Here is a 25551-nt window from a genome sequence, read left to right as displayed (position 1 = left end):
TTTTTACTGCTGAAAATACGATTTTATTAGAATACCGCTCTTAATCCTATATTAAAAGTTTCTCCCAAACCTGTATTACTACCATCCACAAAATTAGTGTATAAGGCTTCGAGATTTAATTGTTTTGTCAATTGATATTTGGCGCCTCCTCCTAATGCTGTAAAATTCTGATCAAAGTCATTACCTAAATCAATAAGCTCAGAGTGTTGTGCCAAAGCAAGGATAGTAAATTTAGAACTTGGGAAATAACTAAAGAATACTCCTGGTGTAAGCCTAAGGCTATTATTGGCAAAACTATCTTCTTCTTTTCCAAAATTAAATTCAGAATTTAACTCTCCAAAAATTTGAAATTTATTACCTGGAAATGTATAATCATAGAAAAACCTATTTTGCCAGATAAACCCATTTTGATCGAGAAAAACTCCATTTTCAGATTCGTTATCCACTAAAGGGATAAAAAATGAACTTTGAATCGAGAAGTTATTTACATTTTCAAAGGGAACAAATTTTACAGAAGGCGCTATAGAAGTAAGTCCGGATCTTGCAGAGTTACTTTCTCCATCAAACTTAAAAACATCGAGTGCATCTCTATCTCCAACAACATTTGATCTTAACTCCAGGATAAGTCCAACATTCCATCTTTTGTTGTTTCCGACCCCTGTATACCCTTCTAAGGTAGATGTAAAAAAGGTTTGTCTGGGCTCTTTACCATCACTAAAAGTACTTTCGGTTTGAGTATATAGATTATTAAACCATTTGATATCAAACTGCCCTTTTCCGATCAACTTAGAAGGCGTTAACGTTTGAATTACTGAGCCTCCCTGATCTTGATCTCCATCTTGAGCTAATCCAATAGTCAGGATAAAAAAACTTAATGTTGCTAATACTATTTTTTTTGTTTTCATTTTTACGGTTTTTACTTGCATACGTTTTCTGTCAAAGCTGCCTTATATAAGTACACTTTGATAAAAATTTATTATTTACTATTAATTATTATTTAAAAGCTAGGATTATTTAACATGGTTCAAGCTCCAGTCATAAGGATAATAGGATACTTTGGCTCCTGTAGGGATTTTCTCTTCTCTATACTTATTTACATAATCTATTTCGGATCCATCATGTGTAAAATCTCCTTTGTACCATTCGAATATTTGAGATAGTTGTACTTTTTTCCCTTTTACTCTTATAAAGTTGGGATTATTAAGAGCCTTAACTGTTTGGCGTTGTAATTGTTTTTCTAAGGTTACGGGCTTATATGCCGAAGCTATAATGGGTGGGCATCCCAGACCAGCACATACTAATACAAAATGAAAACGAGCTTCTTTAGGAAAATTCTTACGAAGAAGCTTATTCTCTATATCATTAAGTGTCGTTTTTTTTCCTCCTACAGTATATGTTGTTTTATCAAAGAATCCTTTAATATTAATAGGTGATTTAACAGGGTATCTGTTAACTATCCCTTTGATTACAGCCAAATTGTATGCATTGATATAAAAAGCCTTATACGTTTTGGGGTCGTTTGTGTCAACTTTTATTACTGCTGCCATATCCAATAATTTATCTAAAGAAGAAGTATCCTTTTTTATATTTTTATAATCTACTCTCCCATTTGATATATAGGTTTTAAAAAAGCTATCTGCCTGAGCAAAAAAATCTGCAGTGCTTTGCGAAAATCCATATTGAACAGAAAGTATAAATAGTAAGATTGTTATCTTTTTCATCTTTTACCTTTTTTATCAAGTATTCTATTAAAACTGAAACTTTATAATATTCTAGAAATGTTAATTTTACCTGGGTAATGGGCATTCAGTCGAATGGAAAACTATCAACTTACAAACAATTTTTGATTTTATTTAGATCTCTCCTTACACAATTCCTGGAAAGTAAATCATGTTCGATAAAGGGTTAAAATCCTTACATGAACTTTGATTTTTAGATTGATTCTAAATTAAACCAGCTTCTTAAGTTATTATATTTATAAACGACTTATTGACCGAAGTATTCACTTCATTATAAATAATGACAACCAACAAGTATATAATATATGGAACATATTGTAATTATCGGAAATGGAATCTCAGGAGTTACTGCTGCCAGGCATATTCGTAAGATGTCTGACAAAAGAATTACTATCGTTTCTGCAGAAACTGATTATTTCTTTTCTCGTACGGCGCTAATGTATATTTATATGGGTCATATGAAATTTGAACATACGCAACCTTATGAAAATTGGTTTTGGAAAAAGAATCGTATCGAACTTAAAAATGGTTTTGTTTCTAAAGTAGATCATCAAGCCAATACTCTTGTATTTGCTAATGGAGAAACCCTCGCATATGATAAACTCATAATTGCAGTAGGCTCTAAACCTAACAAATTTGGTTGGCCAGGTCAGGATCTCGATGGAGTAATGGGTATGTATCACAAACAGGATTTAGAAAATCTTGAAAAACATGCCCCAGACAATAAAGTATGTAAACGAGCTGTAATTGTTGGTGGGGGATTGATAGGAATAGAATTGGCAGAAATGCTCAATTCTCGTAATATTCCCGTTACATTTTTAGTGCGAGAAAATAGTTTTTGGGATGCGGTACTACCTGCTGGTGAGAGTGGAATGATCAACAGGCATATTCTTAATCACCATATAGATCTTAGATTAGGAGTAAATCTAAAAGAAATAATCGCAGACGATAATGGTAAAGTAAAATCTATTGTGGTTCAGGAAACCGGAGAGGTGATTGATTGTAATGTAGTAGGGTTAACACCTGGGGTATCGCCTAATGTAGATTTCTTAAAAGACTCGGGTATAGAATTAGGTCGAGGTGTAAAAGTAAATAGGTTTCTCGAAACCAATATACCTAATATTTATGCCATCGGTGATTGCGCAGAACAACACGAACCTATAGGAAATCGTCGACCAATAGAAGCTGTATGGTATACTGGTCGTATGATGGGTGAAACTCTTGCACAAACTATTTGTGGCAATAAAACCGAGTACAAGCCCGGGCATTGGTTTAATAGTGCCAAATTTCTTGATATAGAATATCAAACTTATGGATGGGTATTTGGCAAACCCAAAGAATACGAACAACAATTTCATTGGATTCATCAAGATGACACCAAATGTATTACAGTATCATACCATAAAGAATCAAGAGAATTTTTAGGAATAAATACGTTTGGAATACGAATGCGCCATGAAGTTTTTGATCGATGGCTCACCGAAAAAAGAGATGTTGACTATGTAATGCAACACTTACCAGAAGCCAATTTTGACCCAGAGTTCTATACCATTCATGAGCCTGACATTCTCTCAGCTTATAAAAAATCACTGTTTCAAACCGCGTAAATAATAAATTGATGATCTTTTAAATCTCCAATATTTTAAAGATCTGATTAAAAAATGTAAAATGAGTAATAAATTAGATCATAGCATGTCTCTTGCAAATCCTAATACCAAGGGTGTCTCAATACAACAAAAAATAGCTCTGGCAGTTGGGTTGATTGGGCTTTTTATTTTGGCACTCGCCATTTTTAATACTAATTTCCCGAATCAAGAAATATTTTTGACCTTGTCTTTGGTATTCATTACAGTAGGAACTATTCTATTTGCAAATGATATCTACCTCAAAAAATTGGAAGGTATTAAAAATGATGGTGTCTGGTTTAAATCCATCTCTTCGCGAGGTATTTTAGGGTGGCTTACCGGTGTAGGACTAACTGCCTTTTACATTGTACTATATTTTAAAGCCGAATTACTTGGATTAGGTACAAATGGAGAACCTAATACTGGTCTGGTTGCTTTGTTTGACCCTCTTAGTAGAATTTTAAGTGGTAACCCTGCCAGTCAATGGTTTGTATATGGAACCTTATACACTGTTGCCATCATAGCATTTGGGTATAAATTTATCCTTAAATATAGACACAATCGTTATCAGCAGATAAGAACGGTTTCAGTAATGTTCTTTCAACTTGGATTCGCATTTCTGATCCCAGAATTTATGGCTAGATTAAATACAAGCCCTGATTATAACCTACCCTATTATGATTTAAAAAGTGTATGGCCTCTTAACTATTATTTATTTGATAACTGGTCTATTGATGGATTGCTATCATCCCAAAACCTAGGTTTGGGAATGCTAATTTTTGGTATAGTATCCATATTCGTTATATCGCCTCTATTAACTTATAAATTTGGGAAAAGATGGTACTGCTCCTGGGTTTGCGGTTGTGGTGGATTGGCAGAAACTGCCGGAGATTCTTTCAGACAACTATCAAGTAAAAAAGTTAGTGCCTGGAGGATAGAACGTTGGTTAATCCATACCGTATTGGTATTCTCTGTTGTAATGACCACAGCAATGATATATACGTATCTAGGAAGTGATCCTAATAAATACTGGCTAACCAGAAGCACATTTCTTATCATCATTACTACTATACTGACCCTAGTCTTTTCTATTGTAATGATTTTTAAAAGAAAAGAATTAGGTAAAGATGCCAGATATGGTGCAATAGGATACTTTGTTGTTATCATCTCATTATTAGTGATGCACTACACTGGTACTACAACTGAAGTCTTTTTTGTTAAATCAGGAAGTCTTAGATCAGCTTATGGATTATACATCGGCTCTATATTTTCTGGTGTAATTGGCACAGGTTTTTACCCTATTTTGGGTAACCGCGCATGGTGTAGATTTGGTTGTCCTATGGCCGCAATTCTTGGGTTTCAACAGCGCTTATTTTCTAAATTTAGAATTACTACTAATGGTGGGCAATGTATCTCTTGTGGTAACTGCTCTACGTATTGCGAAATGGGAATAGATGTACGTTCCTATGCCCAAAAAGGAGAAAATATTGTACGCTCTAGTTGTGTAGGATGCGGGGTTTGTTCTGCCGTTTGCCCCAGAGGTGTGTTAAAATTAGAAAATGACACTCTAGATGGGCGAATTAACTCTAATGAAATTCTATTAGGAAATGATGTTGACCTAATGGATTTTGTAAACAAAAAGTAATCTTACCAAAATAATAGTCGACATAACTATTTAGTCTAAATGCCATATCCAATATCATTTTGGGTATGGCGTTTTTTATTAAAATTATTCTCAAAAATGTTAGTAACGCTACCTGCCTACGTCTAAGAGATAGTACATAAAATCATTATCATGATTCAAAAGTTATTTGTTCTTTTATTCTTCCTTTCCTTTTCTGGAAAGCAAATTATATCTACAAAAGCATACCACTATGAATACTATTCAAACGGCACTATCAAAGCACAGGGATGGAAACTGGGAGATAACAAAGTAGATTTTTGGTATTTTTATCACCCTACCGGAAAGGTTTCTAAAGAAGGACATTTCAAAAACAATCAGAAAAATGGATACTGGTATTTTCACTCTGAAAATGGTAAATTACTGAAAGAAGGACATTTTGTGAACGATAAAGCGGAGAAATGGTGGATTATTTACGATATTGCAGCCAAAATAACCAGAAAGTATCAATACAGAAATAATAAAAAAGAAGGATACTGTTTATTATATAAAAAGAATAAACTTTTTAAAGCCGAACGATATATCAATAATAAAAAAACCGGTGAATGGACCGATATCTTTAGTTTTAAAAGAGACAATCCTAATGCTTCCTTATAAATGCCTCCCATTATAAACGTTATCATACCTGCTTTTAACGAAGAAGATTCCATTGTACATGTAATCAAAGAGATTCCGGATATAGTATCCGAAATCATTGTCGTTAACAATAATTCAACAGATCGTACCGAAGAAGTTGCTAAAAATGCTGGTGCGACAGTTGTAAAAGAAGAACAAAAAGGGTATGGCTATGCCTGTCTGAAAGGAATGGAACACATAGCTAAAAAGGAAATAAAACCAGATATAATTGTGTTTTTAGATGGAGATTATAGTGATTATCCAGCAGAACTCACAAAGATAGTTGCTCCTATTATAGAAGATAATCTAGACATGGTAATTGGATCCCGAGTTAAGGAATTAAGAGAATCTGGCTCTATGACTATACCTCAAATTTTTGGAAATTGGCTAGCTACGGGGCTGATGAAACTTTTTTTTAGGGCAAATTTCACAGACCTAGGTCCTTTTAGAGCTATACGCTATGATAAACTACTAGCGCTCGGGATGGTAGATAAAACCTATGGTTGGACCGTAGAGATGCAGCTAAAAGTGTTAAAGAAACGTTATAACTACACAGAAGTACCCGTGCATTACAAAAAGAGAATTGGTGTCTCAAAAGTTTCAGGAACCATAAAAGGTGCTATATTTGCAGGCGTTAAGATTTTAAGTTGGATTTTTAAATATAGCTTTACGTAATGGATATTGCTATCATCATAACCTACACACTAGCTTTGCTAATTATATTTATGTATAGTTTGGCTCAGCTGAATTTACTTTTTAATTATCTGAAGTCTCGAAAGCAACCGGACAATTCTCCTACTTTTGATTTTTCAAAAACAGAAGAAATTCCTTATGTTACGGTTCAGTTACCTGTTTATAATGAACTATATGTAATGGATCGTTTATTGGATAATATTGCGGAACTCGATTATCCGAAAGATAAATTAGAGATTCAGGTGTTAGATGATTCTACTGATGAATCTGTTACCTCTACTGCTGATCATATCAAAAAGTTGCAACAAACAGGCTTAGATATAAAACATATTTGTCGTGAGGATCGAACTGGATTTAAAGCTGGCGCCTTAAAAGAAGGTCTCAAAATTGCCAAAGGTGAATTTATAGCTATTTTTGATGCCGATTTCCTTCCTGGAAAGAACTGGCTTCTACAAACCATTCCGTATTTCAAAGAACAAAATATTGGTGTGGTACAAACTCGATGGGGGCACATCAATAGAGATTATTCGATGCTTACCAAAATACAAGCTTTTGCTTTGGATTTTCATTTCACCATGGAACAGGTAGGACGTAACTATAAAGATCACTTTATTAATTTCAATGGTACTGCAGGTGTATGGAGAAAAACCTGTATTGAGGATGCTGGTAATTGGCAAGGAGATACCTTAACCGAAGATTTGGATTTAAGTTACAGGGCGCAATTAAAGAAATGGAAATTTAAATATCTGGAAGAAGTAGAAACCCCTGCTGAACTACCAGTAGTAATTAGCGCTGCGAGATCTCAACAATTTAGATGGAATAAAGGTGCTGCAGAAAACTTTCAGAAGTTATACTGGAATATGCTTAAAGACAAAACTGTATCTTTTAAGACTAAATTTCATAGCTTTTTCCACTTATTAAACAGTAGTATGTTTTTATTGGTATTACTGGTAGCAATACTAAGTGTTCCTGTAATGTATATCAAAAATAACAATCCATTGTTTAGCTGGTACTTTAATGTAATTGCATTCTTCGCAATGAGTACTGTTATATTTTTCTTTTGTTATTGGCATACTTTTAAAAAGATTCATGGCAAAGGGTTTTGGAATTTTATGGAATATGTAAAAATGTTCTTCACCTTTTTCTCTATTGCGATGGGCTTCTCTGTACATAACTCTATGGCAGTTCTAGAAGGACACTTTGGGAAGAAAAGTGAATTTGTACGTACCCCAAAGTTTAATATAAACACACTAAAGGACTCCTGGAAAGGCAACAAATATGTAAACAAAAATATTTCTGGAAATACCGTAATTGAGGCAATGCTCATGGGATACTTTGGCTTTGCTTTATATAGCGCTTTTAAACTCCAGGATTTTGGACTCTTTATATTTCACATTATGTTGTTTCTAGGTTTTGGATTTGTATTTTTTAAATCTATAACTTCAAAGTTATAATGCTTAAGCAATGGAAATATAATAAATTTTCTATACTCCTTATTTTTACTGCGATTCTTTTTTATTGGAGTTTCGCTTACCAATTAGAACGTACTGATTTTATTAAAATGATCGGTCTTTGGACTGCTTTATTTTTAGTCTCTTATAAAATCATTCAACTCAATCCTAATAACTGGAAGCTTCTGGCTATTGCCGCGCTATTGTTTCGTGTAGTTTTTTTAATCGCAACCCCTAATCTTTCGCAAGATTTCTATAGATTTATTTGGGATGGACGTATGCTTCTTGAAGGTTTTAATCCTTATCTCTCACTTCCTGAGGTCTGGATATCACAAGGAAATGCTACAATAGCACAGGCTCAGGAATTGTATAATGGCATGGGTAAACTTAATGGAAGTCACTATACCAATTACCCACCAATAAGCCAATTTTGTTATTTTATTGCTGCCTTATTTGCTAGTAAAAGTATTCTGGGTTCTGCAATAGTATTTAGAATACTCATTATCTTGGCAGATATTGGTACTTTTTTCTTCGGAAGAAGATTATTACAATCTTTCAATCTTCCTGAAAAAAGAATCTTTTGGTACATTTTAAACCCTTTTATCATTATAGAGTTAACAGGGAACCTTCATTTTGAAGCCATAATGGTGTTTTTTATCGTCTGGTCATTATATCTTTTACAAAAAAGATATTGGTATTGGGCTGCAATCATTTTAGGGCTTTCTGTTTCTGTAAAACTTATTCCTTTGTTATTCTTACCCCTGTTTTTTCAAAAGTTTGTTCTTCAAGAAGAAAAAGGCTTTGACAAACGTAGTGTAAGGTTAGGATTACTGCAACTCACAGGGTTTTATAGTATAGTCATTTGTACTGTCTTTTTAACATTTGCGCCTTTTCTATCAGTAGAGTTCTTAAATAATTTCAGTAAAACAATTAGTCTGTGGTTTCAAAATTTTGAATTTAATGCAAGTATCTTTTTTATTATTCGCTGGATAGGCTATCAAATCGTGGGCTGGAATGTTATTGAAACCGCAGGTAAGATTTTACCTTTAATAGTAATTGCAATTCTTTTAGGTCTGTCTTTTATTAGAAATAACGAAAAAACACCACAACTCATTGCAGGTATGCTTTTGGGTATCTCTGGATATTACTTCCTATCAACAACTGTACACCCCTGGTATATTGCTGTACCACTATCTCTCTGTATATTTACTAATTACAAATTCCCAATTGCCTGGTCTTTTATGATCATTTTTAGCTATACAGCATATATCCATCCTGATTTTAAAGAAAACCTCTGGATGGTATCGCTAGAGTATATTATTGTTTTTATTATTTTTGGTAGAGAGATTTTAAAGGATTATTCTACCCCAAAATTCTTAATCCAAGAAAGCAATTTAAAAGAAGCTCCATAATTTTGAAGATTAGTTATAGAAAAATAGGGCGTAGATTTATTAGGTTCACCCTATTTATAACTATTCTTATTCTTTTTGGGTATTTATATCTATATTTTAGGCAAGAGCACTTTTTTTTCAGCCCTAAAATTCTTGAAAAAGACTATACCTATTCATTTAACCAGCCTTTTGAAGAAATTAATATTCCTGTAGAAAAAGATGTGATCTTAAATGCAGTACTTTTTAAAACTAAAGGCATCAGCAAAGGTGTTATTTTATATTATCATGGTAATGCCGGAGCAATTCATGAATGGGGAAGACGTGCTTCTTTATATACAAAAAACAACTATGACATCTTGTTTGTTGACTACAGAGGTTATGGAAAAAGTGATGGTTTTTATCAAAAAGAATCTGAGTTATATAATGATGCCCAAAAAATATATGACTATACAAAAACACGATATCCTGAAAAAAACATCATTGTTTTAGGTTTTTCTATAGGTACAGGGTTTGCTTCATATACCGCTTCAAAAAACAATCCAAAACTCTTAATATTGGAAGCACCTTATTATGCCTGGGATGATTTTATAGCAAACATCACCCCTGTGCCAAAAATGCTTATTCGTTACGAGATTCCTTCTTATAAATTTTTAGAGAATGTAGCATGCCCAATTCAAATTTTTCATGGCACCAATGATGTACTAATTAACCCCCAAGAAAACTCTAAAAGATTAAAATCGTTATACCCTAATAAAATCGAATATAGTACGATTAAAGGTGCTGGTCATAATGGCATTTATATTACCAAGCAATACTATGATGAACTCAAGGAATTATTAAGCAGATACTAGAGTATTATCAAATTATTGTTGTTTTGCAAAAGTACTACATCATCCTAAGATTAATTACTTCTTGCTCTGTAAGTATCCTCCAATGTCCACGAGGTAAGTCTTTTTTAGTTAATCCAGCAAAAATTACTCGATCCAACTTAACAACACTATAATTAAGGTGTTCAAAAAGTTTATGAATTATTCCATTTTTAGAAGATTGTAATTGAATCCCTATTTCATTTTTAGAAGCTCCTTCTATGTAAGAGATTTCATCTACATTTACAAAACCTTCTTCTAATTTGATTCCCTTTTCTATCTTCTGTAGGTCTTCATATTTTAAATTACGTTCTAGTTCTACATGAAATATTTTGCGCACCTCACTCTTGTGATGTGTTAATTTTTTTTCTAAGTCTACATCATTTGTAAACAAAAGCAATCCAGTAGTATTTCTCTCTAATCTACCTACTGGTTTAAGTACTGATTTAGAGGCATTGGATACTAGATCCATTACTGTTCTGGTTTTCTCAGGACTTGTACTGGTCACAAAACCTTTTGGTTTATTAAGAAGAACATATTCTTTTTTATGTGGGGTGATTAGTCGCCCATCAAACTTAACCTCATCGGTTAGCTTTACTTTATAGCCCATTTCGGTAATCGGTTTACCGTTTACCCACACACTTCCTGTTTCTATATATAGATCTGCTTCTCTTCTGGAGCAAACTCCAGAATTCGCTACAAACTTATTAAGTCTTATCTCATCAGAATCAGAAATCTTCTTAAGGGGAGCACTTGTCTTTTTTCTTGACGCATTATTTCGACCATACGACTTCCCTTTTGATTTCCCATCTTGTCTTCCTCTATTTTTCCCTCCTGGGGAATTATCTCCACGACTCATATCTTAAATTTTGTGCAAAGATAATTGTTTAAAGCATAGGTACAACAACTATTCTTTAGCAAACCGAACTGTACTTTGCCGCTCTCTATTTATATGTAGTTGCGTTACATCAGGTCGTGAATAATGACCTACAGGGTCAAAATTTTGACGTTCTTGTAATACTCTATTAAAATCTAATGTTTCTATAAGCAATCCTTCTTTATACAACACAGGTTCTAACACCCATTCACCGTCAGGCCCCGCAATACATGATCCACCATTACCCAAAACCTCAGGAGTATTTTCTAAAATCTCATCTAGATATGGAGTATTTGGCGGAAAATCTTCTTTTCTCATCAAACCAGAGACGGCAATCACATATGATCGTGATTCTCTGGCTATAAAACGAGTGATATCCTTAGTATTGTAATCACTTCCTGGCCACACAGATATGTGTAAATTCTCTCCCTGACCGTACAACGCGGCTCTAGGTAAAGGCATCCAGTTTTCCCAACAGTTTAATCCCCCAACAGTAAACGCCTTAAGAGAATGTACTAGAAGTCCATTTCCGTCCCCAGGAGACCATGTTAATCGTTCTTCATAAGTGGGTTGTAATTTACGGTGTACAGACCTTATTTCTCCTTTTTGATCGATATACACCAATGACGCGTATAAACTATGACCTCCCCTATCAAGTGGTCGTTCAATAATACCCAGATAAATCGCTATATTATTCTTCTCTGCAAGATCGCATATAGAATCCAAATCTCCATTTTCTATTACGATTGCATTTTGAGCATAATGCGCATGTATTTCTTTTTGCACTGTACTATTAAATTGAGCTCCATCTGTAAGAGATATCCAAAATGGATACCCAGGAAGAAGTGTTTCTCCAAAAACAACAAGCTCTGATTTTTTGGATGCCGCTTCCTTAATGGCCTTCTCTATTTTGTTTATGGTTGCAGTTTTATCTAACCAAACTGGTGAAATCTGAGCCAATGCAACTGTTAGTAATTGATCTTTCATAAAAAATGTGTTAGTAATGAGGTTCTATGCCCTAATAATTCAGGTTTTTAGGAAATTCCCAACATATAGTTAACAATTAGTTAACATATAAAAAATTGATTTTCAGTGCATTATAATTCAAATCTGTCTTGCGGAAAAACCACAACTTAACATTAAGGTAACATTGAAAAGTTGATGAAAAATGAAAATCCTATAGTATTTGAATCTAAAAAATACAAATTTAACACTTGTGACTCAATTTCATATATATTCTTTACAAGTAAACATAAAAAAGTATTTATTCTGCAAAGTTTAATTAAAGTTAAATTTCTCTTTAATTAACGTTTACATAACATTAATGAAACATTATCGTAACATTAAAAATTAAAATAAGGTAATATTCAATTCTACTTTTGTTATGTAACAGTATGATAACCAATATTTATAAACTTAATTTAAAACCACAAAAAATGAAAGAGTTAACAGTTTTAGTATTTGTCCTTGTACTAGGTGCAAGTCAATTATTTGCTATTAATAGCAAACCAGAAAAAGATTCTAACCCACAACTAAGAGATCAAATTGCAGTTCTTTTAGAAAAACCTCAAATCAAATTATTAGAACAAGAACAACAATTAAGAGCTAAAATTGAATTCACCATAAATACTGAAGGTGAAATCGTAGTATTGAATGTAGATTCTAAAAGACAAGTTATAGAATCTTACATAAAATCAAGACTGAATTATAAAAAAATCAAAGTTAAAGCATCCGATATCAAAAATAGAGTATATCAAATCTCTTTAAAAATCGAAAAACCAATCGGAGCATAATAGTTAACCACCTATTATAAGATAAAGCAGCTGTAAAATAGTACAGCTGCTTTTTTATTTAAAAATCTTATCAAGATTTATTAAGACTTAAGAAATACCTGCCTGGAAATTGGAGAATCCGTATTCTGACTTGCATTCAACCCATAATAAATATCTACTTACTTACATTATAGAAAACTTTTACTATTCAATCAGACATATCACAAAATATAAATACTTACTGCTTATCAATAGTACTTATTATACATTTCTTTATATCGCTTTTTTGTCTTATTAAATATTTCTTTCTGATAATCTTTATCATTAAGTAACTTACTTAACCCAATATGTTTATTTATATCTACACCTATTCTCATGTATTCTTCCTGTAAATAGGTAATCGCATCATTTAAAATTTTATCAGTAAGTTCCATTGGCATTTTAACCGTATCTTTATTTTTAGATATTGTCATATCCTTATGTACAACTTTATCACTACTCAATATTGGTTCAATGAGTTTACCAGATTCAAAAGCTGTCATTCTTTGATTTAATACTTCATAATTATATTCTAAATTAGATATTCTTTCTTCTTGCTTCTCCACCAACACAGCTAGATCATTAGACTTTAACCCGATAGCCATATTGATAAGAGAGTAACTATCTATATCAAATAAGATTGGAGACCAAGCAATACCAACTATAAGTTTATATTGTTTTGGAGAAATTTCCTCTGGAGATACAGCCACCCCAACTCCATCATTTTTTCCAGAAGGAATTATATAATCTCCTACATTAACTTTTCCTCTAACTTTAGTAGGAACTTGTCCTAAAAAAGCTACTTGGTTATATAGTTTCTTTTGGTCAACTGAAGGCATATTTCCGGACACAACCGGCTTTGTTGAAATAACCAAAAATTGATTAGCATTCGTAGTATTTTTAGAAATCATCCCTCCTCTTATCCCAACAATATCAGATGGCTTTATTATTTCTTCAGGGTTTTGTCTCTTTAACCATTCTGCATAATCTGCCGACCCTGATTGGTAGGAAACACCTAAATTCTCAAAAGCAAACACATTGAATGCGGCTAAGTTAGCTGTAGCCAACACAAGGTCTGCCGCTGCCGCTGCTATACAACCTCCACAAACACCAACTGTGACTACAACCCCTCCACTAGTCACAGGAATAGCTGCTAACGCCTGATTAGCAATCGCTTTTGCTTGCTCTGCAACTAGTATACTTTGGTCATAAATAAAATCAGGTTCATTACGTACATCTGTAGCAGTCTGACCTTCTATACGCCCTATTGGATTATCTAATTTATCAAAAAAGGTGATAAAATTATTATTACTATCTGGGGTTTCAGAATCAATTTTTATTGCAACCCCATTGCTTCCTCCTTCTACTCTAAACGGGTAGTTGTTATAATTTTCGTCTCCTCCACTAAGGACTGCTTTAATCGTAGTTTGTCCATTAACATCTAATCTGTCTTTTAAAGTTGTAGACTCAGTAACTTCTAAAGTACCTGTCAAACTTGTTGGAGAACCATTATTAACAGAAAGAGAGTTATTTAGATCTGTGGTTCCATCTACAACCAAATTGTCATTTAAAGTAACATCTTCTCCTACTGTTAGAGTACCCGTCAAATTCGTAGGAGAACCATTATTAACAGAAAGAGAGTTGTTTAGACCTGTGGTTCCATCTACAACCAGGCTTTCATTTAAAGTAACATCTCCTCCTACTGTTAGAGTACCTGTCAAACTCGTGGGAGAACCATTATTAACAGAAAGAGAGTTCTTTAGATCTGTAATTCCATTTACAACCAAATTGTCATTTAAAGTAACACCTCCTCCTACTGTTAGAGTACCTGTCAAACTCGTGGGAGAATCATTGTTAACGGAAAGAGAATTATTTAGATCTGTAGTTCCATCTACAACTAAATTTTCATTTAAAGTAGTCTCGCCTCCTACCGTTAAAGTACCTGTCAAATTCGTTGAAAAACCATCATTAACAGAAAGAGAGTTATTTAGATCTGTGGTTCCGTCTACAACTAAGTTCCCCGCAAAAAGAGTATTTCCTTCTATACTCAAATCCCCCGTTGCAATGATCTCTCTATGAAATGCGTACGGCGTAAATAAAAGTTCTTGAATACTTAATTCTTCATAATTACCCCCAAAGCTAATTTCAACCTTTAATGTTTTTTTTTCACCATCCCAAAAAATATCAGTGTACTCACCAATTTCTGGTATTCCAGCACCTATCACGACATTAACCATACCAAATTCATCAGTTTTCGTGAAATGTTTTTCTGCATACTCAATACTATTTGTATGATTTGTTACAGTAAACCTTAAAGAAATAGATTTACTTTTAAAAACTCCATTATAATCATTTTCTCCAGGTAATTCTGTTCCAACGCCTTCAGGGTTTAAAATAATTGCTTGGTAACTCATCCCATCAGTTTGACTTATTAAATTAAGACTAACCAGGAATAACATAATTAATAATTTATATCCCATACTGTTTATTTTTTTAATATTAAATTATCGCTTCTTTTATTGTTGGCAGTAACTATTACAACATATACTGAACTAGGTAAATCCAGGAGCAAATCAATACTACCCCTTGCGTTATAAGTCTTCACAAAATGTAGTTTACCTGATAAATCAAAGATTTTTACAAGAATATTTGTTTTGATCTCTTCTTTAAATACTATATTTAAATTCCTTATAAATGGATTGGGATAAACACAATACTTTAACTTGTTTGTTTTTAAATGATATTCAATGGCTGTAAGTGGTTGTAAAAAACCTTGTCTCACAATGATTTTATTTTTAGAAAAAGTTCCGATAATGCTAGATTGGCCAACACTTTGTATAACAGTATATTTTTTATTGTTTTCAGAAATAGTCTTCGATTGAAGTCCTGACAGTCGACTCAAAGTTGATCTAAACAATATTTTATTAGCATTTTGAGAAAATGTGATTGAAGAAATTAAAAATATTGCACAGAACAACAAAAAGCAAAGTACTTTTTTTTTCATAAATAATAATTTTATTGAGCAGGAAAAACTACTCCTATGAATACTTGATTATTTAAAAACTTTAATTTTTCTATGTTTTTTTTTGTGTTAAATGCTATTGAGTAGTTATACCCTAATTTCAACGCTAAAAATCGACTTACTTTATAAGAAGTTTCTAATCCTATTACAGGTTGTAGGAAAATCCCTGAAAACTCTTCATGACTTGAAATATTAATAATCTTATTATTAAGAGTTTGCCTACCATAAACTATATGAGAGATATTCAACCCAATTGCAACATCTAAGCTAAAACTACTCCTAGCCTCAAACACCTTATACTTTAACATATTCTGAATACCTATATAGGATGTTTCCCAAGAATAAATCTTTTCGTTGTTAAATGCACGAGAATTATATTGGTTATAATTCAAACTAACCAAATGATACAATCTGTCTTTTGAAGAAATACTATGTGATACTCCAGTGGCAAAAAACAAACCAGATTCTTTCAATAATTCTATATTAGAGTCTCCTAATGAGTTTTTATAATCAAATTTGGTATAATTGATACCCACATCTACAAAAAGATCTTGTGAAAACGATGTGAAACACATTATTGTATTAATAACAAATATTGCAAAATACTTATTCATACTAAATCCTTATTTTTTTAAAACTTGACAAGATTAGTAATTAAAAACAAAAGGAATCATAGATAAGTAAACGTTTTCATTATATCTCTATTAACATTTTTTATACAAACATCAAAAACTTACAAATCAGTCATTTAACTTCAAAATAATATCAACTATACTTCAAAAACATTGTAGGAAATACTTAGATATAACAAGGTAAGCTGTTATGGATTTAATACGTTTGTTTTTAATTCGAATTTAAGCTTACGACCTTAATGGGTGTAGAGAGCGAAATAGATAACAATCTCCTTCTAATTCCTCCTTTATTAATTACTTGACCTCTATATAGTAAGTAGGTATAGCAGTAGAATTAGATAACTTTTATACTAAAAACAATTTAGTGTTATTGCCTCCATTTTTAATAGCTGTTAAACCTGAAAAACTAACTTAGGTATACTTTTGGAGTCAATTCCTGATAGTTTTTCAGTTCTTCCTAACCTCGAAAGGTTAAATCACTTAAAAAACTTGCCCTATTTTATGTAGATCAGGGCTTTTATAAAATCTTTTAATAAGATACTAGGCGATTTGGAATGTTGTCTAGTCTAAATTATTTACTATTAGCAATGTATTTTCTTTGCATAATACAAAACCAGTATTATGGTGGCAAAACTCTAATAAAATTTTGACTCACAAACCTTTAACCATTCTCTTGTGCATTATGGGAAAACCATATTTTAATCCTAAGGTAACATTAGAACATCTACAAAAAGTCAGAATATGATACTATTACTGTAGGAACATTAAGAATTTGATATTCAATCTTCATTTTCTTATCCATTCTTAAAAAGTACACCTCTAAATAGTATTTATTCTGCAAAGTTTAATTTTCGTTAAACCATACTCCTTTTAACCTAAACGTAATCATAGTAACACATTCTAATAAAATAAGAATTAAAAATAATGAGGTATTCGACACTACATTTGTCTCATCAAATTAAAACAAACAATACTTAAATACTCAAATCAAAAAAACCAAAAAAATGAAAAAGTTAACAGTTTTATTATTCGCAGTTGTATTAAGTACAAGCCAGTTATTTGCAAACAACAACAATCCAGAAAAAGACACTAATCAACAATTAAGAGAGCAAATTGCATCTCTATTAGAAAAACCAGAAATTAAGTTATTAGAGCAAGAAGAGCTTCAAGCAAAAATTGAATTCACGATTAATACAGAAGGAGAAATCGTAGTATTAAATGTAGATTCTAAAAGACACATAATTAAATCTTACATAAAATCAAGACTAAACTACAAGAAAACAGATCTTAAGACATCAGAATCACCTAACAGAGTATACCATATCTCTTTAAGAATTAAAAAACCTCTGGGAGCATAAGTTTAGCCACCCGTTCATTAAACCAAACGAAGCAGCTGTAATATACTCAGCTGCTTTTTTTTACCAAAGAACTCTATCTAAAACCATATTCACATCAATAAGAATAATACTAAATGTTCCCACTACAATGATTAATTTTAATATATTATGTAACCAGACATAATGCGTTCTTCCTTTGGATTGCCATAAGCCTAATAAAAACATAATAAGGAGCGCAATACAGGAGTAAAAATAAAGGTACATATACCCAATCTCGTATCGGGTTAACAGCAGATAAATAGGGACGCCAGATGCTAGAATCAAAACACTTACTATTCTTTTAGAAATTAACTCTCCATAGACTATAGGTATTGTTTTGTAATTCTGAGCAAGATCCCCTCTAAGGTTTCCTAAATCCTTTATCATCTCTCTCATTACTAACATTAGAAGTAAAAATGTAGCATGCACAAAAATCACTTCATCAAAATTTTTATAATAGATAAATACTGCGAAAAATGGAGTAATCGCAAGTAAAGAAGCTACTATATTACCTACTATTGGGAATTTTTTTAATTTATGTGAGTATAACCAAATCCCGAAAATATATAAAGAGAAAAAAACAACAGCTCTGAACGAAACATAACTGGCACATACAACCGAAAGAAAATTAAGAACAAAATACCCTGTCAACTTGGTTCGCTGACTGACCAAACGATCCAACATGGTTTTCTGAGGTCTGTTGATTAAATCTTTTTCTTTGTCATAGAAATTATTAATAATATATCCTGCAGCTATCACTCCTGCAGATGCTAATACGATAACAAACAGATTAGGATCAAGAATAACATTTCGTATCCTAATTCGTGGTGCCAGAATAAATATTGATGTAAGATATTGTGCAAATACAATAATAAGAATATTATATCCTCTAACCACAGAAAACAAACTCAGTAATTTGAGAAGAATGAGTTTATTTTTTCTGGTAAGCATAAACGATGCTTTTTAAAAATTGTAAACCACTTCTAGTTTATAATCCTTAAGTGAAGCTTTTGCTTTATCAAAATCTTGTGTAAAGCCTAATATATAGCCTCCACCACCAGAACCACATAGTTTGAGATAGTAATCATTAGTTTCTATCCCTCTTTTCCATAAATTATGAAACTGCTTAGGTATCATTGGTTTGAAATTATCCAAAACCACATGAGATAGTTCTTTTATATTAGAAAACAAGGATTTAACATCTCCTTGCAAGAAATCTTCTACACATGCATCGGTGTATTTTACAAATTGGTTTTTGAGCATATTACGAAAACCCTCCTGTTTCATGTTTTCCATAAAAATGCTGACCATTGGTGCTGTTTCTCCTACAATCCCACTATCTAATAAAAAAACTGCTCCTTTCTTATTCTCTACACTTTGCGAAGGTATCCCTGCTGGTTCTATATTGTCATTAGAATGAATTAGAATTGGCAAACTAAGGTAACTGTTTAGTGGATCCAATCCTGAGCTTTTACCATGGAAAAAAGATTCCATAAGACCAAAAACTTCTTTCAGCTTTAACAATTTATCTCGAGTAAGATTTTCTAATACCGTAATTTTATCAGATGCATATTTATCATAAATAGCAGCCACCAAAGCACCACTACTCCCTACTCCATATCCTTGAGGGATACTACTATCGAAATACATTCCTGAATTGATATCAGCGTGGAGTTTCTCTAAATCAAATTGTACTATTCCTTTTTCTTGAATCTCTTCAAGATACTTTGCGAAATTTTTAAGATTATCATTTGATTGTATAGCGTTTTGGTCAGGTGTTTCCGAAACCTTTAGCGCTCCTTTAAAAAAATTATATGGTATCGAAAGACCCTTAGAGTCTTTAATTATGCCATATTCTCCGAATAAAAGTATTTTTGAATAAAATAACGGTCCCTTCATTATTTTTTTGTCCTGGTTATATCTAATATGTCTCCTTACTTAAGATAAAGTTACAATAATTTTGCCCCTAATCCTATTTTGTCGCAAATATACTGTCCATTCTGACAATACGCAACTAACTTATTGGTTATGAATTCTAAAACTTGCTTTTTTTCTGAATCGGGATACAATATATGTACATTAGCACCTGCATCCAAGGTAAAACAAATTTTGGATCCTGTAGTATTACGATATTCCCAAATTTCCTGAATAACGGATAACGTATTAGGTTTCATCAAAATAAAATAAGGCAAGGATGTCATCATCATCGCATGTAAAGTCAGTGCTTCACTCTCTACGACCTCAATAAATGCATCTAAATCTCCTGATGTCAATATTTCTTTTAACAAAGATATATTACCCGAAGCCTGCTCGAATCTCTTCGACGCAAATGGATGACCATGCATTAGATTATGTCCTACAGTGCTACTTACCTGTTTTTCTCCTTTATCGATCAATAAAATGGTATCCTGATAGTTTTCAAAATTTGGATGGATTGGTGACGGAAAAGGTATCGCAAAAGCATCACTGCTACCGACAATATCAGAATGTTCCCCCCATACAGTAACGGGCCCTTCAATACTTCTACACGCGCTTCCAGACCCTAGGCGAGCCAAGAATGAAGATTTCTGTATAAATTCTGCTTCAGAAATATCTGGGTTAATTCTTTTTTCTAATTGCATCAGACAATAAGCCAAAGCACTCATCCCACTTGCTGAGGACGCAATACCGCTACTATGCGGAAATGTATTAGTAGTATGGATAGTAAAAGCATAGTTCTTTAAAAAAGGAAGGTACTGATATATTCTTTCAAAGAAGCTTTCAATTTTAGGTTTAAAATCTGGCTTAGGCTTCCCTTCAAAAAACAATTCAAAATCAAAATCATCTCCTTCAACATCTCTTTTCCTGTATGATAAATCCGTGGTTGTTTTACAACTATCTAGTGTAAAACTAATTGACGCATTTTCTGGCAATTGAATTGGTCGTTTACCCCAGTATTTAATCAAGGCAATATTACTAGGAGAAGAGCATGATATCACTCCTTTCTCAGGTAATTCTGAAATTACAGAAGAGGCAAACTCGGGATAATCTGTCATAGTATATAATAATTTTATGCAAAGATAAGTGCTATAGTACATTATAAGCATAGGGTAGTAAAAATAAATTGCTATTTTAGTACTGTACTAACTAATTTCAATGAAAAAAAAATTATTTCGTATTAGTATTGCGTTATTATTGTGTGTTTTAATTGGATTTTTGAGTAGTATTGCCACTCAAACATCACTTAACACATGGTATTCATCTTTAAACAAACCTTCTTTTACTCCTCCTAATTGGATTTATGGGCCTACTTGGGTTTTACTATATATTCTAATGGGAATTGCAGCTGGAATTGTTTGGAGCAAAGGTTTTTATCATAAATGGGTAAAAACAGCGTTATACCATTTTGGGTTCCAGTTATTGCTTAGTGCAGCTTGGCCCATTATTTTTTTTGGATTACAAAACCCATTGATCGCATTACTGGATATTATAGCCCTCTTTATCCTATTGCTGTTTACGATCAAATGGTTTACTGTAGTTAATTCTACGGCTGCTTACCTACTTATCCCTTATGTCATTTGGGTCGCTTTTGTGACTGCATTAAACTTTGGTATATGGCAACTAAATTAAACTAGGAATAAGGAATATGATTTTGTATGAGTAAAAAAGCAATAGTCTTACAGACTACTCTAGAATTAATAACTAAGCAAGGTATCAATGCTACTTCTCTTTCTCAGATTATTAAAGAATCTGGTGTAGCGAATGGAACAGTTTATCATCATTTTAAAAATAAGGAAGAAATTATTACTGAACTTTATTTAATGCTAACTCAGGATTTTGGGACAGTAGTTATGCGTAATATCCCTGAGGACGATATCAAAAAACAGTTTACCGTTATGTGGCTTAATCTGTTTTATTATTTTGTAAACAATCCTCTAGCATTTATTTTTTCTGAACAGATTGCTCGTTCTCCAGAAATCCCACAATCTCTAAAAGATAAAGCACGACAATACTATGGAGATATTGAAGACTATTTTAAAAAAGGTATTAAGCAAAAAACTTTTAAGTCGTATAACACGTTGGTAATGGAAGAATTGTTTTTTGGAAATGTAGTATCACTGGTAAAGATTCATGAAAATGAGCAGGTAAAACTTCAGGAAAAGCATATCAATCAAGCTATAGAAATTTCGTGGCGAGGTTTTCTGAAAGATCAAACTATTATCTAAAAGAAGTATAAAAAAGGATCCAGCTTCTTAGCTGGATCCTTTTTAAATCAACTATACAAGACCTTAGTTAAATACAATATTTACACAAGATTCTTTATACATATTTTTTAATACATATTCAATTGCTTTTCTAGAATCACTGGTTTGACCAATTAAGCCACCTTTATAACTCAGCTTTCCTGTATCTTCATTCCAGTAATATTCTTTTTTGTCAGATTTCACAATACGTTTCTTATCCTTGGTAATTACATGAAATGCGTTAAGCTCCTGGCTATATTCTAGCCCTGAAGGAAAATATACTTCGGTAACAAATTTTGTTGTTCCTTTTTCATAAAAATAACATACACACTCTCCTATATCTTTTGCTTCAGAGACCCGAACCATATTATTTTGCACAATCTTCCACCCTCCATTAACACGTACAACTACCATGTCCATTAACATAGTTCCTTTTTCTGCCAATCTTTTATTTATAAATGATTCAAAATTTATCACCGCCGAAATGGTTCCTGCTCTTTCTTTTTGGCTCTGAAAAACAACTTTGTCTAATGTCAATCTAAACTTATAATTATCATCATGGATAATATCATCTAACTGAGAAGAAATATCTTTTTTACTATAGTTCTTTCTCACCAAAGTTCCTGACAAATTCACAAATACCGTATTTCCACTATATTTATCATCAAATAAATTCAATACATCTTCTTTTTGAGTCCCTTGAGTCAATGCATTCATTTTATTAATATAATCTACTAGCAACCTCTTCACCGGGTCTTTTTCATTAAATGTTTTAGCCTGCAAAACATTATTTAACAAAAATATGAGGGAAATAATAAAAGTAATTTTTTTCATAGTAATGAGGTATTGGTTAAACTCTATTAAGTTACGAAAAATTACTGAGAACAACTAATAGAAATACCGTAATCATTTAACTCAAATCACTTAATTCCAATAGCTTAATCATTGTTTTTAAATTTCTGGTAGTAGCTATAGAGTGTAACTTTTTTTCAAAAAAATTGGTAGTTAACTTCGTTCTGGCATACCCGTTAGCTGCGTAGAAATAAACCACCCGATTAGTAATTATAAATTCTTCTGGCTTATATAAATCAGAAGAAAGTTCTTTTATTGCGGCCATATCAGGTGCATCAGAGAGTAGCGTAAAAAACATTTTTTTTTCTTCTAACTCTTCAGTTTCGAGTCGTTTTGCAAATGGATTGTTCTTATAAATAGATACTAATATTTCTGGAGTAAGAACCAAAACAGGGACTTCAAATCCATATTGTTTTAAAATCTCTTTTTTAATCAATTGGCTCACAGTCTTTGTACTATCGTTATTATATTTAAAAATAATATTTCCACTCTGTATATAAGTCGTAACTGAAGTTAATCCAATATTTTGGAGCTTATCTTTAAGATCAGCCATTTTTATTACTTTTTGACCACTTACATTAATCCCTCTTAATAAAGCTATATATGTTTTCATCTGCATACAATTTTTCAAAATATACTATAAACATCACTTGTTATACATTCTTTAACAAGCTTAACAAGTTCCTCATAACATATTCTTCTTAAAAACAAAACTAACCAGTCGTTATTGCCTGTGCTGCAATATACGCACCTGTCCAGGCATTCTGAAAATTAAACCCTCCCGTAACTGCATCGATATTTAATACCTCTCCAGCAAAATACAAATGTTGGTGTTTTTTACTTTCAAAAGTTTTAAAGTTTACTTCTTTTAGGTCAATACCTCCTGCTGTTACAAATTCTTCTTTAAATGTGCTTTTACCTTTTACACTATACACTCCTTGTGTTAGCTGTTCTGACAACCTGTGAAGTTGTGCTTTATTTACATCTGCCCAACGCGTATTATTTTTGATCCCTGAAGCTAAAACCAAACTCTGCCAAAGACGTTTTGGCAATTCAAACTGCGAGTAGGTATAGAGTTGTTGTTTTAGGCTTTGGGCTTTTAACTCCTTCAACTCTTCAAAAATTTCTTGTTGCGAATACTGATGAAGCCAATTGACTATAATCTCAAATTTATATTGATTGGTATTAAGTTCTATAGCTCCCCATGCAGAAAGCTTAAGAATTGCCGGACCACTCATACCCCAATGCGTAATCAACAAAGGACCTTCACTTGATAATCTTGAATCTTTAACCTTTACTGAAGCATTTGCAACCACTCCTGGTAGATTTGCAATCCTTGAATCTTTAATATTAAACGTAAATAACGAAGGAACTGCATCAACGGTTCTAAGCCCTAAATCTCCAAGTTGTTTCCAGATCTTGGGACTGCTACCGGTAGCTATCATTAATTTTGTACCGGTAAAATCCCCTTGATTAGTCTGTAACTCCCATCCGGCATCATTTGGATAAAAATTCTTAACTACATGGTTTTTCAAAATCTCAATCCCCAGTCGTTTTGCTTCAGATAAAAAACAATTGATTATAGTCTCTGAAGAATCCGAAACGGGAAATATCCTACCATCATCTTCGATCTTGAGTGCTACCCCACGACGATCAAACCAATCCATAGTATCCCCTGTCATAAATGTATGAAAAGGTCCTTTGAGCTCTTTTTCTCCTCTGGGATAGTTTTTGCTTAACTCATTAGGGATAAACTCCGCGTGGGTTACATTACAACGCCCTCCACCAGATATACGAACTTTGGACAATACCTCTTTACCTCTTTCGAGAATAGCAATTTTTAATCCAGAATCCCTCTCAGCCACATTAATAGCCGTAAAAAACCCTGCCGCACCACCACCAACAATAATTAAATCATAATTCATACTGCAAAATTCGGAAAATCTGTAATGATACCATCAACTTTCCACGATTTTGATTCTTGGATTAATTCTACGTCATTAACAGTCCACACATACACTTTAAACCCTTGATCAATAGCCAGAGTTACTTCTTCTTTTGTAAGAGAAGAGATCGGAGGGTGTATAGCAAAAGCACTCAGCTCTTTTGCTACCGACAAAGCTTCGGTTATATTTTCTTCGGTTAATACCCCTATCCTAAAACCTGTAGTGATTGCGCTAATTTCAGACAATTGTTGGTGATCAAAACTAGAAATAACAAAATCGTCATATTTCCAATCGGTAGTCGCTATATATTCTTCTAGCAAAAGAACTACTGGAACTGCAGTTTGCATTCCTTTCAACTCTACATTAAGTACGCATTTAGCATCTACTAGATTCAAAACCTGAATAAGGGTAGGAATCGCAAACCCTTCTTCTGTTCTATACTCCTGTAACTCCTGCAAGGTATAGTCAGATATTTTTCCTGTGCCATTAGTGGTTCTATCTAATGTTTCATCATGAATCACCACCAGCTCACCACTTTTGCAACAATGCACATCAATCTCAATCCCATCTATAGGATACTGTAGGGCTTCTGAAATAGACTCCAAAGTATTTTCGGCTACTAAACCTGTCGCACCACGATGTCCGAATATTTTCATAGGTACAGATGTTTTTTACTAAAGGCTAAGGTACTATAACTTTTGTTATATCATAAGACAAGTATTGATATACCTTAATAAACATAAACTCTTTA

At 32.7% G+C, this 25551-nt stretch carries 25 protein-coding genes; 11 read left to right on the top strand and 14 right to left on the bottom strand.

Translation table 11 applies throughout. From position 1 onward, the window contains the following. Window positions 1-26: 26 nt before the first annotated feature. Window positions 27-905, bottom strand: a complete 879-nt coding sequence (locus C1X07_RS08595) for a hypothetical protein (protein WP_103069628.1) — start codon at window positions 903-905, stop codon at window positions 27-29. 105 nt (window positions 906-1010) lie between these two features. Further along, a complete protein-coding gene (locus C1X07_RS08590; protein WP_103069563.1) occupies window positions 1011-1721 on the bottom strand; it encodes a DUF547 domain-containing protein in 711 nt (236 codons plus the stop codon). A 323-nt stretch (window positions 1722-2044) separates the two neighbouring features. Between C1X07_RS08590 and C1X07_RS08585 the strand changes: the two genes are divergently transcribed. From C1X07_RS08585 to C1X07_RS08555, 7 genes are all read left to right on the top strand, one after another. Next, on the top strand, window positions 2045-3346 hold the full coding sequence (locus tag C1X07_RS08585; protein WP_103069562.1) for an NAD(P)/FAD-dependent oxidoreductase: 1302 nt from the start codon (window positions 2045-2047) through the stop codon (window positions 3344-3346). Between the two features lie 61 nt (window positions 3347-3407). After that, window positions 3408-5009 carry a 4Fe-4S binding protein gene (locus C1X07_RS08580; protein ID WP_103069561.1) on the top strand — a complete coding sequence of 534 codons (1602 nt, stop codon included), beginning with the start codon at window positions 3408-3410 and terminating at the stop codon, window positions 5007-5009. A gap of 150 nt (window positions 5010-5159) precedes the next feature. Further along, entirely contained in the window at window positions 5160-5642 is a 483-nt protein-coding gene (locus tag C1X07_RS08575; RefSeq protein ID WP_103069560.1) for a toxin-antitoxin system YwqK family antitoxin, read from the top strand. Further along, window positions 5643-6335, top strand: a complete 693-nt coding sequence (locus C1X07_RS08570; RefSeq protein ID WP_103069559.1) for a glycosyltransferase family 2 protein — start codon at window positions 5643-5645, stop codon at window positions 6333-6335. It begins immediately after the preceding gene. Then, on the top strand, window positions 6335-7807 hold the full coding sequence (locus tag C1X07_RS08565) for a cellulose synthase family protein (RefSeq protein WP_103069558.1): 1473 nt from the start codon (window positions 6335-6337) through the stop codon (window positions 7805-7807). Before C1X07_RS08570 ends, C1X07_RS08565 begins: the two co-directional genes overlap by 1 nt. Next, window positions 7807-9216 carry a DUF2029 domain-containing protein gene (locus C1X07_RS08560; RefSeq protein ID WP_103069557.1) on the top strand — a complete coding sequence of 470 codons (1410 nt, stop codon included), beginning with the start codon at window positions 7807-7809 and terminating at the stop codon, window positions 9214-9216. Before C1X07_RS08565 ends, C1X07_RS08560 begins: the two co-directional genes overlap by 1 nt. A gap of 2 nt (window positions 9217-9218) precedes the next feature. Further along, window positions 9219-10046, top strand: a complete 828-nt coding sequence (locus C1X07_RS08555) for an alpha/beta hydrolase (RefSeq protein WP_103069556.1) — start codon at window positions 9219-9221, stop codon at window positions 10044-10046. A gap of 34 nt (window positions 10047-10080) precedes the next feature. Here C1X07_RS08555 and C1X07_RS08550 read toward each other — a convergent pair whose 3' ends face one another. Further along, complete coding sequence (locus C1X07_RS08550) at window positions 10081-10920, bottom strand: pseudouridine synthase (RefSeq protein ID WP_103069555.1); 840 nt, start codon at window positions 10918-10920, stop codon at window positions 10081-10083. 48 nt (window positions 10921-10968) lie between these two features. Further along, window positions 10969-11925: a carbon-nitrogen hydrolase family protein gene (locus C1X07_RS08545; RefSeq protein WP_103069554.1), complete on the bottom strand. Its 957-nt coding sequence runs from the start codon at window positions 11923-11925 to the stop codon at window positions 10969-10971. A 449-nt stretch (window positions 11926-12374) separates the two neighbouring features. Here C1X07_RS08545 and C1X07_RS08540 point away from each other — a divergent pair, with 449 nt between their 5' ends. Further along, entirely contained in the window at window positions 12375-12731 is a 357-nt protein-coding gene (locus C1X07_RS08540; protein WP_128755225.1) for a hypothetical protein, read from the top strand. A gap of 227 nt (window positions 12732-12958) precedes the next feature. Here the strand turns inward: C1X07_RS08540 and C1X07_RS08535 are convergent, their stop codons facing one another. Genes C1X07_RS08535 through C1X07_RS08525 form a run of 3 tightly spaced genes read right to left on the bottom strand, consistent with a single transcriptional unit; the run spans window position 12959 to window position 16385 of the window. Beyond that, window positions 12959-15229, bottom strand: a complete 2271-nt coding sequence (locus tag C1X07_RS08535; protein WP_103069552.1) for an autotransporter outer membrane beta-barrel domain-containing protein — start codon at window positions 15227-15229, stop codon at window positions 12959-12961. A 5-nt stretch (window positions 15230-15234) separates the two neighbouring features. Next, the gene (locus C1X07_RS08530; protein WP_103069551.1) at window positions 15235-15753 is read right to left on the bottom strand and encodes a T9SS type A sorting domain-containing protein; all 519 of its coding nucleotides are present in this window, start codon (window positions 15751-15753) and stop codon (window positions 15235-15237) included. A gap of 11 nt (window positions 15754-15764) precedes the next feature. After that, window positions 15765-16385, bottom strand: coding sequence for a hypothetical protein (locus tag C1X07_RS08525; RefSeq protein ID WP_128755224.1), 621 nt, complete (start codon window positions 16383-16385; stop codon window positions 15765-15767). Between the two features lie 1022 nt (window positions 16386-17407). Between C1X07_RS08525 and C1X07_RS08520 the strand changes: the two genes are divergently transcribed. Next, on the top strand, window positions 17408-17761 hold the full coding sequence (locus C1X07_RS08520; RefSeq protein WP_103069549.1) for a hypothetical protein: 354 nt from the start codon (window positions 17408-17410) through the stop codon (window positions 17759-17761). A gap of 60 nt (window positions 17762-17821) precedes the next feature. Here C1X07_RS08520 and C1X07_RS08515 read toward each other — a convergent pair whose 3' ends face one another. The 3 genes from C1X07_RS08515 to C1X07_RS08505 are packed head-to-tail and all read right to left on the bottom strand — an operon-like array spanning window position 17822 to window position 20814. After that, window positions 17822-18730, bottom strand: coding sequence for a geranylgeranylglycerol-phosphate geranylgeranyltransferase (locus tag C1X07_RS08515; protein WP_103069548.1), 909 nt, complete (start codon window positions 18728-18730; stop codon window positions 17822-17824). Window positions 18731-18742: 12 nt separating this feature from the next. After that, window positions 18743-19678: a mevalonate kinase family protein gene (locus C1X07_RS08510; RefSeq protein ID WP_103069547.1), complete on the bottom strand. Its 936-nt coding sequence runs from the start codon at window positions 19676-19678 to the stop codon at window positions 18743-18745. Between the two features lie 50 nt (window positions 19679-19728). Further along, complete coding sequence (locus tag C1X07_RS08505; RefSeq protein WP_103069546.1) at window positions 19729-20814, bottom strand: diphosphomevalonate/mevalonate 3,5-bisphosphate decarboxylase family protein; 1086 nt, start codon at window positions 20812-20814, stop codon at window positions 19729-19731. 100 nt (window positions 20815-20914) lie between these two features. On the opposite strand from C1X07_RS08505, the gene C1X07_RS08500 reads away from it, so the two are divergent. Together C1X07_RS08500 and C1X07_RS08495 are read left to right on the top strand one after the other, a co-directional pair. Continuing rightward, window positions 20915-21388 carry a TspO/MBR family protein gene (locus tag C1X07_RS08500; protein ID WP_103069545.1) on the top strand — a complete coding sequence of 158 codons (474 nt, stop codon included), beginning with the start codon at window positions 20915-20917 and terminating at the stop codon, window positions 21386-21388. A 26-nt stretch (window positions 21389-21414) separates the two neighbouring features. Continuing rightward, window positions 21415-21984: a TetR/AcrR family transcriptional regulator gene (locus C1X07_RS08495; RefSeq protein ID WP_103069544.1), complete on the top strand. Its 570-nt coding sequence runs from the start codon at window positions 21415-21417 to the stop codon at window positions 21982-21984. 63 nt (window positions 21985-22047) lie between these two features. On the opposite strand, the gene C1X07_RS08490 is transcribed toward C1X07_RS08495, so the two are convergent. The 4 genes from C1X07_RS08490 to C1X07_RS08475 all read right to left on the bottom strand — a co-directional run bounded on the left by C1X07_RS08490 (window position 22048) and on the right by C1X07_RS08475 (window position 25456). Then, entirely contained in the window at window positions 22048-22836 is a 789-nt protein-coding gene (locus C1X07_RS08490; protein WP_103069543.1) for a hypothetical protein, read from the bottom strand. 76 nt (window positions 22837-22912) lie between these two features. Next, complete coding sequence (locus C1X07_RS08485; RefSeq protein WP_164914122.1) at window positions 22913-23467, bottom strand: DUF1697 domain-containing protein; 555 nt, start codon at window positions 23465-23467, stop codon at window positions 22913-22915. Between the two features lie 100 nt (window positions 23468-23567). Beyond that, a complete protein-coding gene (locus C1X07_RS08480) occupies window positions 23568-24779 on the bottom strand; it encodes a BaiN/RdsA family NAD(P)/FAD-dependent oxidoreductase (protein ID WP_103069541.1) in 1212 nt (403 codons plus the stop codon). Next, complete coding sequence (locus tag C1X07_RS08475; protein ID WP_103069540.1) at window positions 24776-25456, bottom strand: glycerophosphodiester phosphodiesterase; 681 nt, start codon at window positions 25454-25456, stop codon at window positions 24776-24778. Before C1X07_RS08475 ends, C1X07_RS08480 begins: the two co-directional genes overlap by 4 nt. Between the last annotated feature and the right edge of the window lie 95 nt (window positions 25457-25551).

Origin of the sequence: Aquimarina sediminis, from assembly GCF_002895435.1 — a bacterium.
Classification (GTDB): domain Bacteria; phylum Bacteroidota; class Bacteroidia; order Flavobacteriales; family Flavobacteriaceae; genus Aquimarina; species Aquimarina sediminis.
Note: the sequence above shows the minus strand (reverse complement) of the source record. Positions and strands in the feature narration are given on the sequence as shown.

Excerpts from the sequence above, each read along its gene's own strand:
- C1X07_RS08595 (WP_103069628.1), bottom strand. The coding sequence starts at position 905 with ATGAAAACAAAAAAAATAGTATTAGCAACATTAAGTTTTTTTATCCTG.
- C1X07_RS08590 (WP_103069563.1), bottom strand. The coding sequence starts at position 1,721 with ATGAAAAAGATAACAATCTTACTATTTATACTTTCTGTTCAATATGGA.
- C1X07_RS08585 (WP_103069562.1), top strand. The coding sequence starts at position 2,045 with ATGGAACATATTGTAATTATCGGAAATGGAATCTCAGGAGTTACTGCT.
- C1X07_RS08580 (WP_103069561.1), top strand. The coding sequence starts at position 3,408 with ATGAGTAATAAATTAGATCATAGCATGTCTCTTGCAAATCCTAATACC.
- C1X07_RS08575 (WP_103069560.1), top strand. The coding sequence starts at position 5,160 with ATGATTCAAAAGTTATTTGTTCTTTTATTCTTCCTTTCCTTTTCTGGA.
- C1X07_RS08570 (WP_103069559.1), top strand. The coding sequence starts at position 5,643 with ATGCCTCCCATTATAAACGTTATCATACCTGCTTTTAACGAAGAAGAT.
- C1X07_RS08565 (WP_103069558.1), top strand. The coding sequence starts at position 6,335 with ATGGATATTGCTATCATCATAACCTACACACTAGCTTTGCTAATTATA.
- C1X07_RS08560 (WP_103069557.1), top strand. The coding sequence starts at position 7,807 with ATGCTTAAGCAATGGAAATATAATAAATTTTCTATACTCCTTATTTTT.
- C1X07_RS08550 (WP_103069555.1), bottom strand. The coding sequence starts at position 10,920 with ATGAGTCGTGGAGATAATTCCCCAGGAGGGAAAAATAGAGGAAGACAA.
- C1X07_RS08545 (WP_103069554.1), bottom strand. The coding sequence starts at position 11,925 with ATGAAAGATCAATTACTAACAGTTGCATTGGCTCAGATTTCACCAGTT.
- C1X07_RS08540 (WP_128755225.1), top strand. The coding sequence starts at position 12,375 with ATGAAAGAGTTAACAGTTTTAGTATTTGTCCTTGTACTAGGTGCAAGT.
- C1X07_RS08535 (WP_103069552.1), bottom strand. The coding sequence starts at position 15,229 with ATGGGATATAAATTATTAATTATGTTATTCCTGGTTAGTCTTAATTTA.
- C1X07_RS08530 (WP_103069551.1), bottom strand. The coding sequence starts at position 15,753 with ATGAAAAAAAAAGTACTTTGCTTTTTGTTGTTCTGTGCAATATTTTTA.
- C1X07_RS08525 (WP_128755224.1), bottom strand. The coding sequence starts at position 16,385 with ATGAATAAGTATTTTGCAATATTTGTTATTAATACAATAATGTGTTTC.
- C1X07_RS08520 (WP_103069549.1), top strand. The coding sequence starts at position 17,408 with ATGAAAAAGTTAACAGTTTTATTATTCGCAGTTGTATTAAGTACAAGC.
- C1X07_RS08515 (WP_103069548.1), bottom strand. The coding sequence starts at position 18,730 with ATGCTTACCAGAAAAAATAAACTCATTCTTCTCAAATTACTGAGTTTG.
- C1X07_RS08510 (WP_103069547.1), bottom strand. The coding sequence starts at position 19,678 with ATGAAGGGACCGTTATTTTATTCAAAAATACTTTTATTCGGAGAATAT.
- C1X07_RS08505 (WP_103069546.1), bottom strand. The coding sequence starts at position 20,814 with ATGACAGATTATCCCGAGTTTGCCTCTTCTGTAATTTCAGAATTACCT.
- C1X07_RS08500 (WP_103069545.1), top strand. The coding sequence starts at position 20,915 with ATGAAAAAAAAATTATTTCGTATTAGTATTGCGTTATTATTGTGTGTT.
- C1X07_RS08495 (WP_103069544.1), top strand. The coding sequence starts at position 21,415 with ATGAGTAAAAAAGCAATAGTCTTACAGACTACTCTAGAATTAATAACT.
- C1X07_RS08490 (WP_103069543.1), bottom strand. The coding sequence starts at position 22,836 with ATGAAAAAAATTACTTTTATTATTTCCCTCATATTTTTGTTAAATAAT.
- C1X07_RS08485 (WP_164914122.1), bottom strand. The coding sequence starts at position 23,467 with ATGAAAACATATATAGCTTTATTAAGAGGGATTAATGTAAGTGGTCAA.
- C1X07_RS08480 (WP_103069541.1), bottom strand. The coding sequence starts at position 24,779 with ATGAATTATGATTTAATTATTGTTGGTGGTGGTGCGGCAGGGTTTTTT.
- C1X07_RS08475 (WP_103069540.1), bottom strand. The coding sequence starts at position 25,456 with ATGAAAATATTCGGACATCGTGGTGCGACAGGTTTAGTAGCCGAAAAT.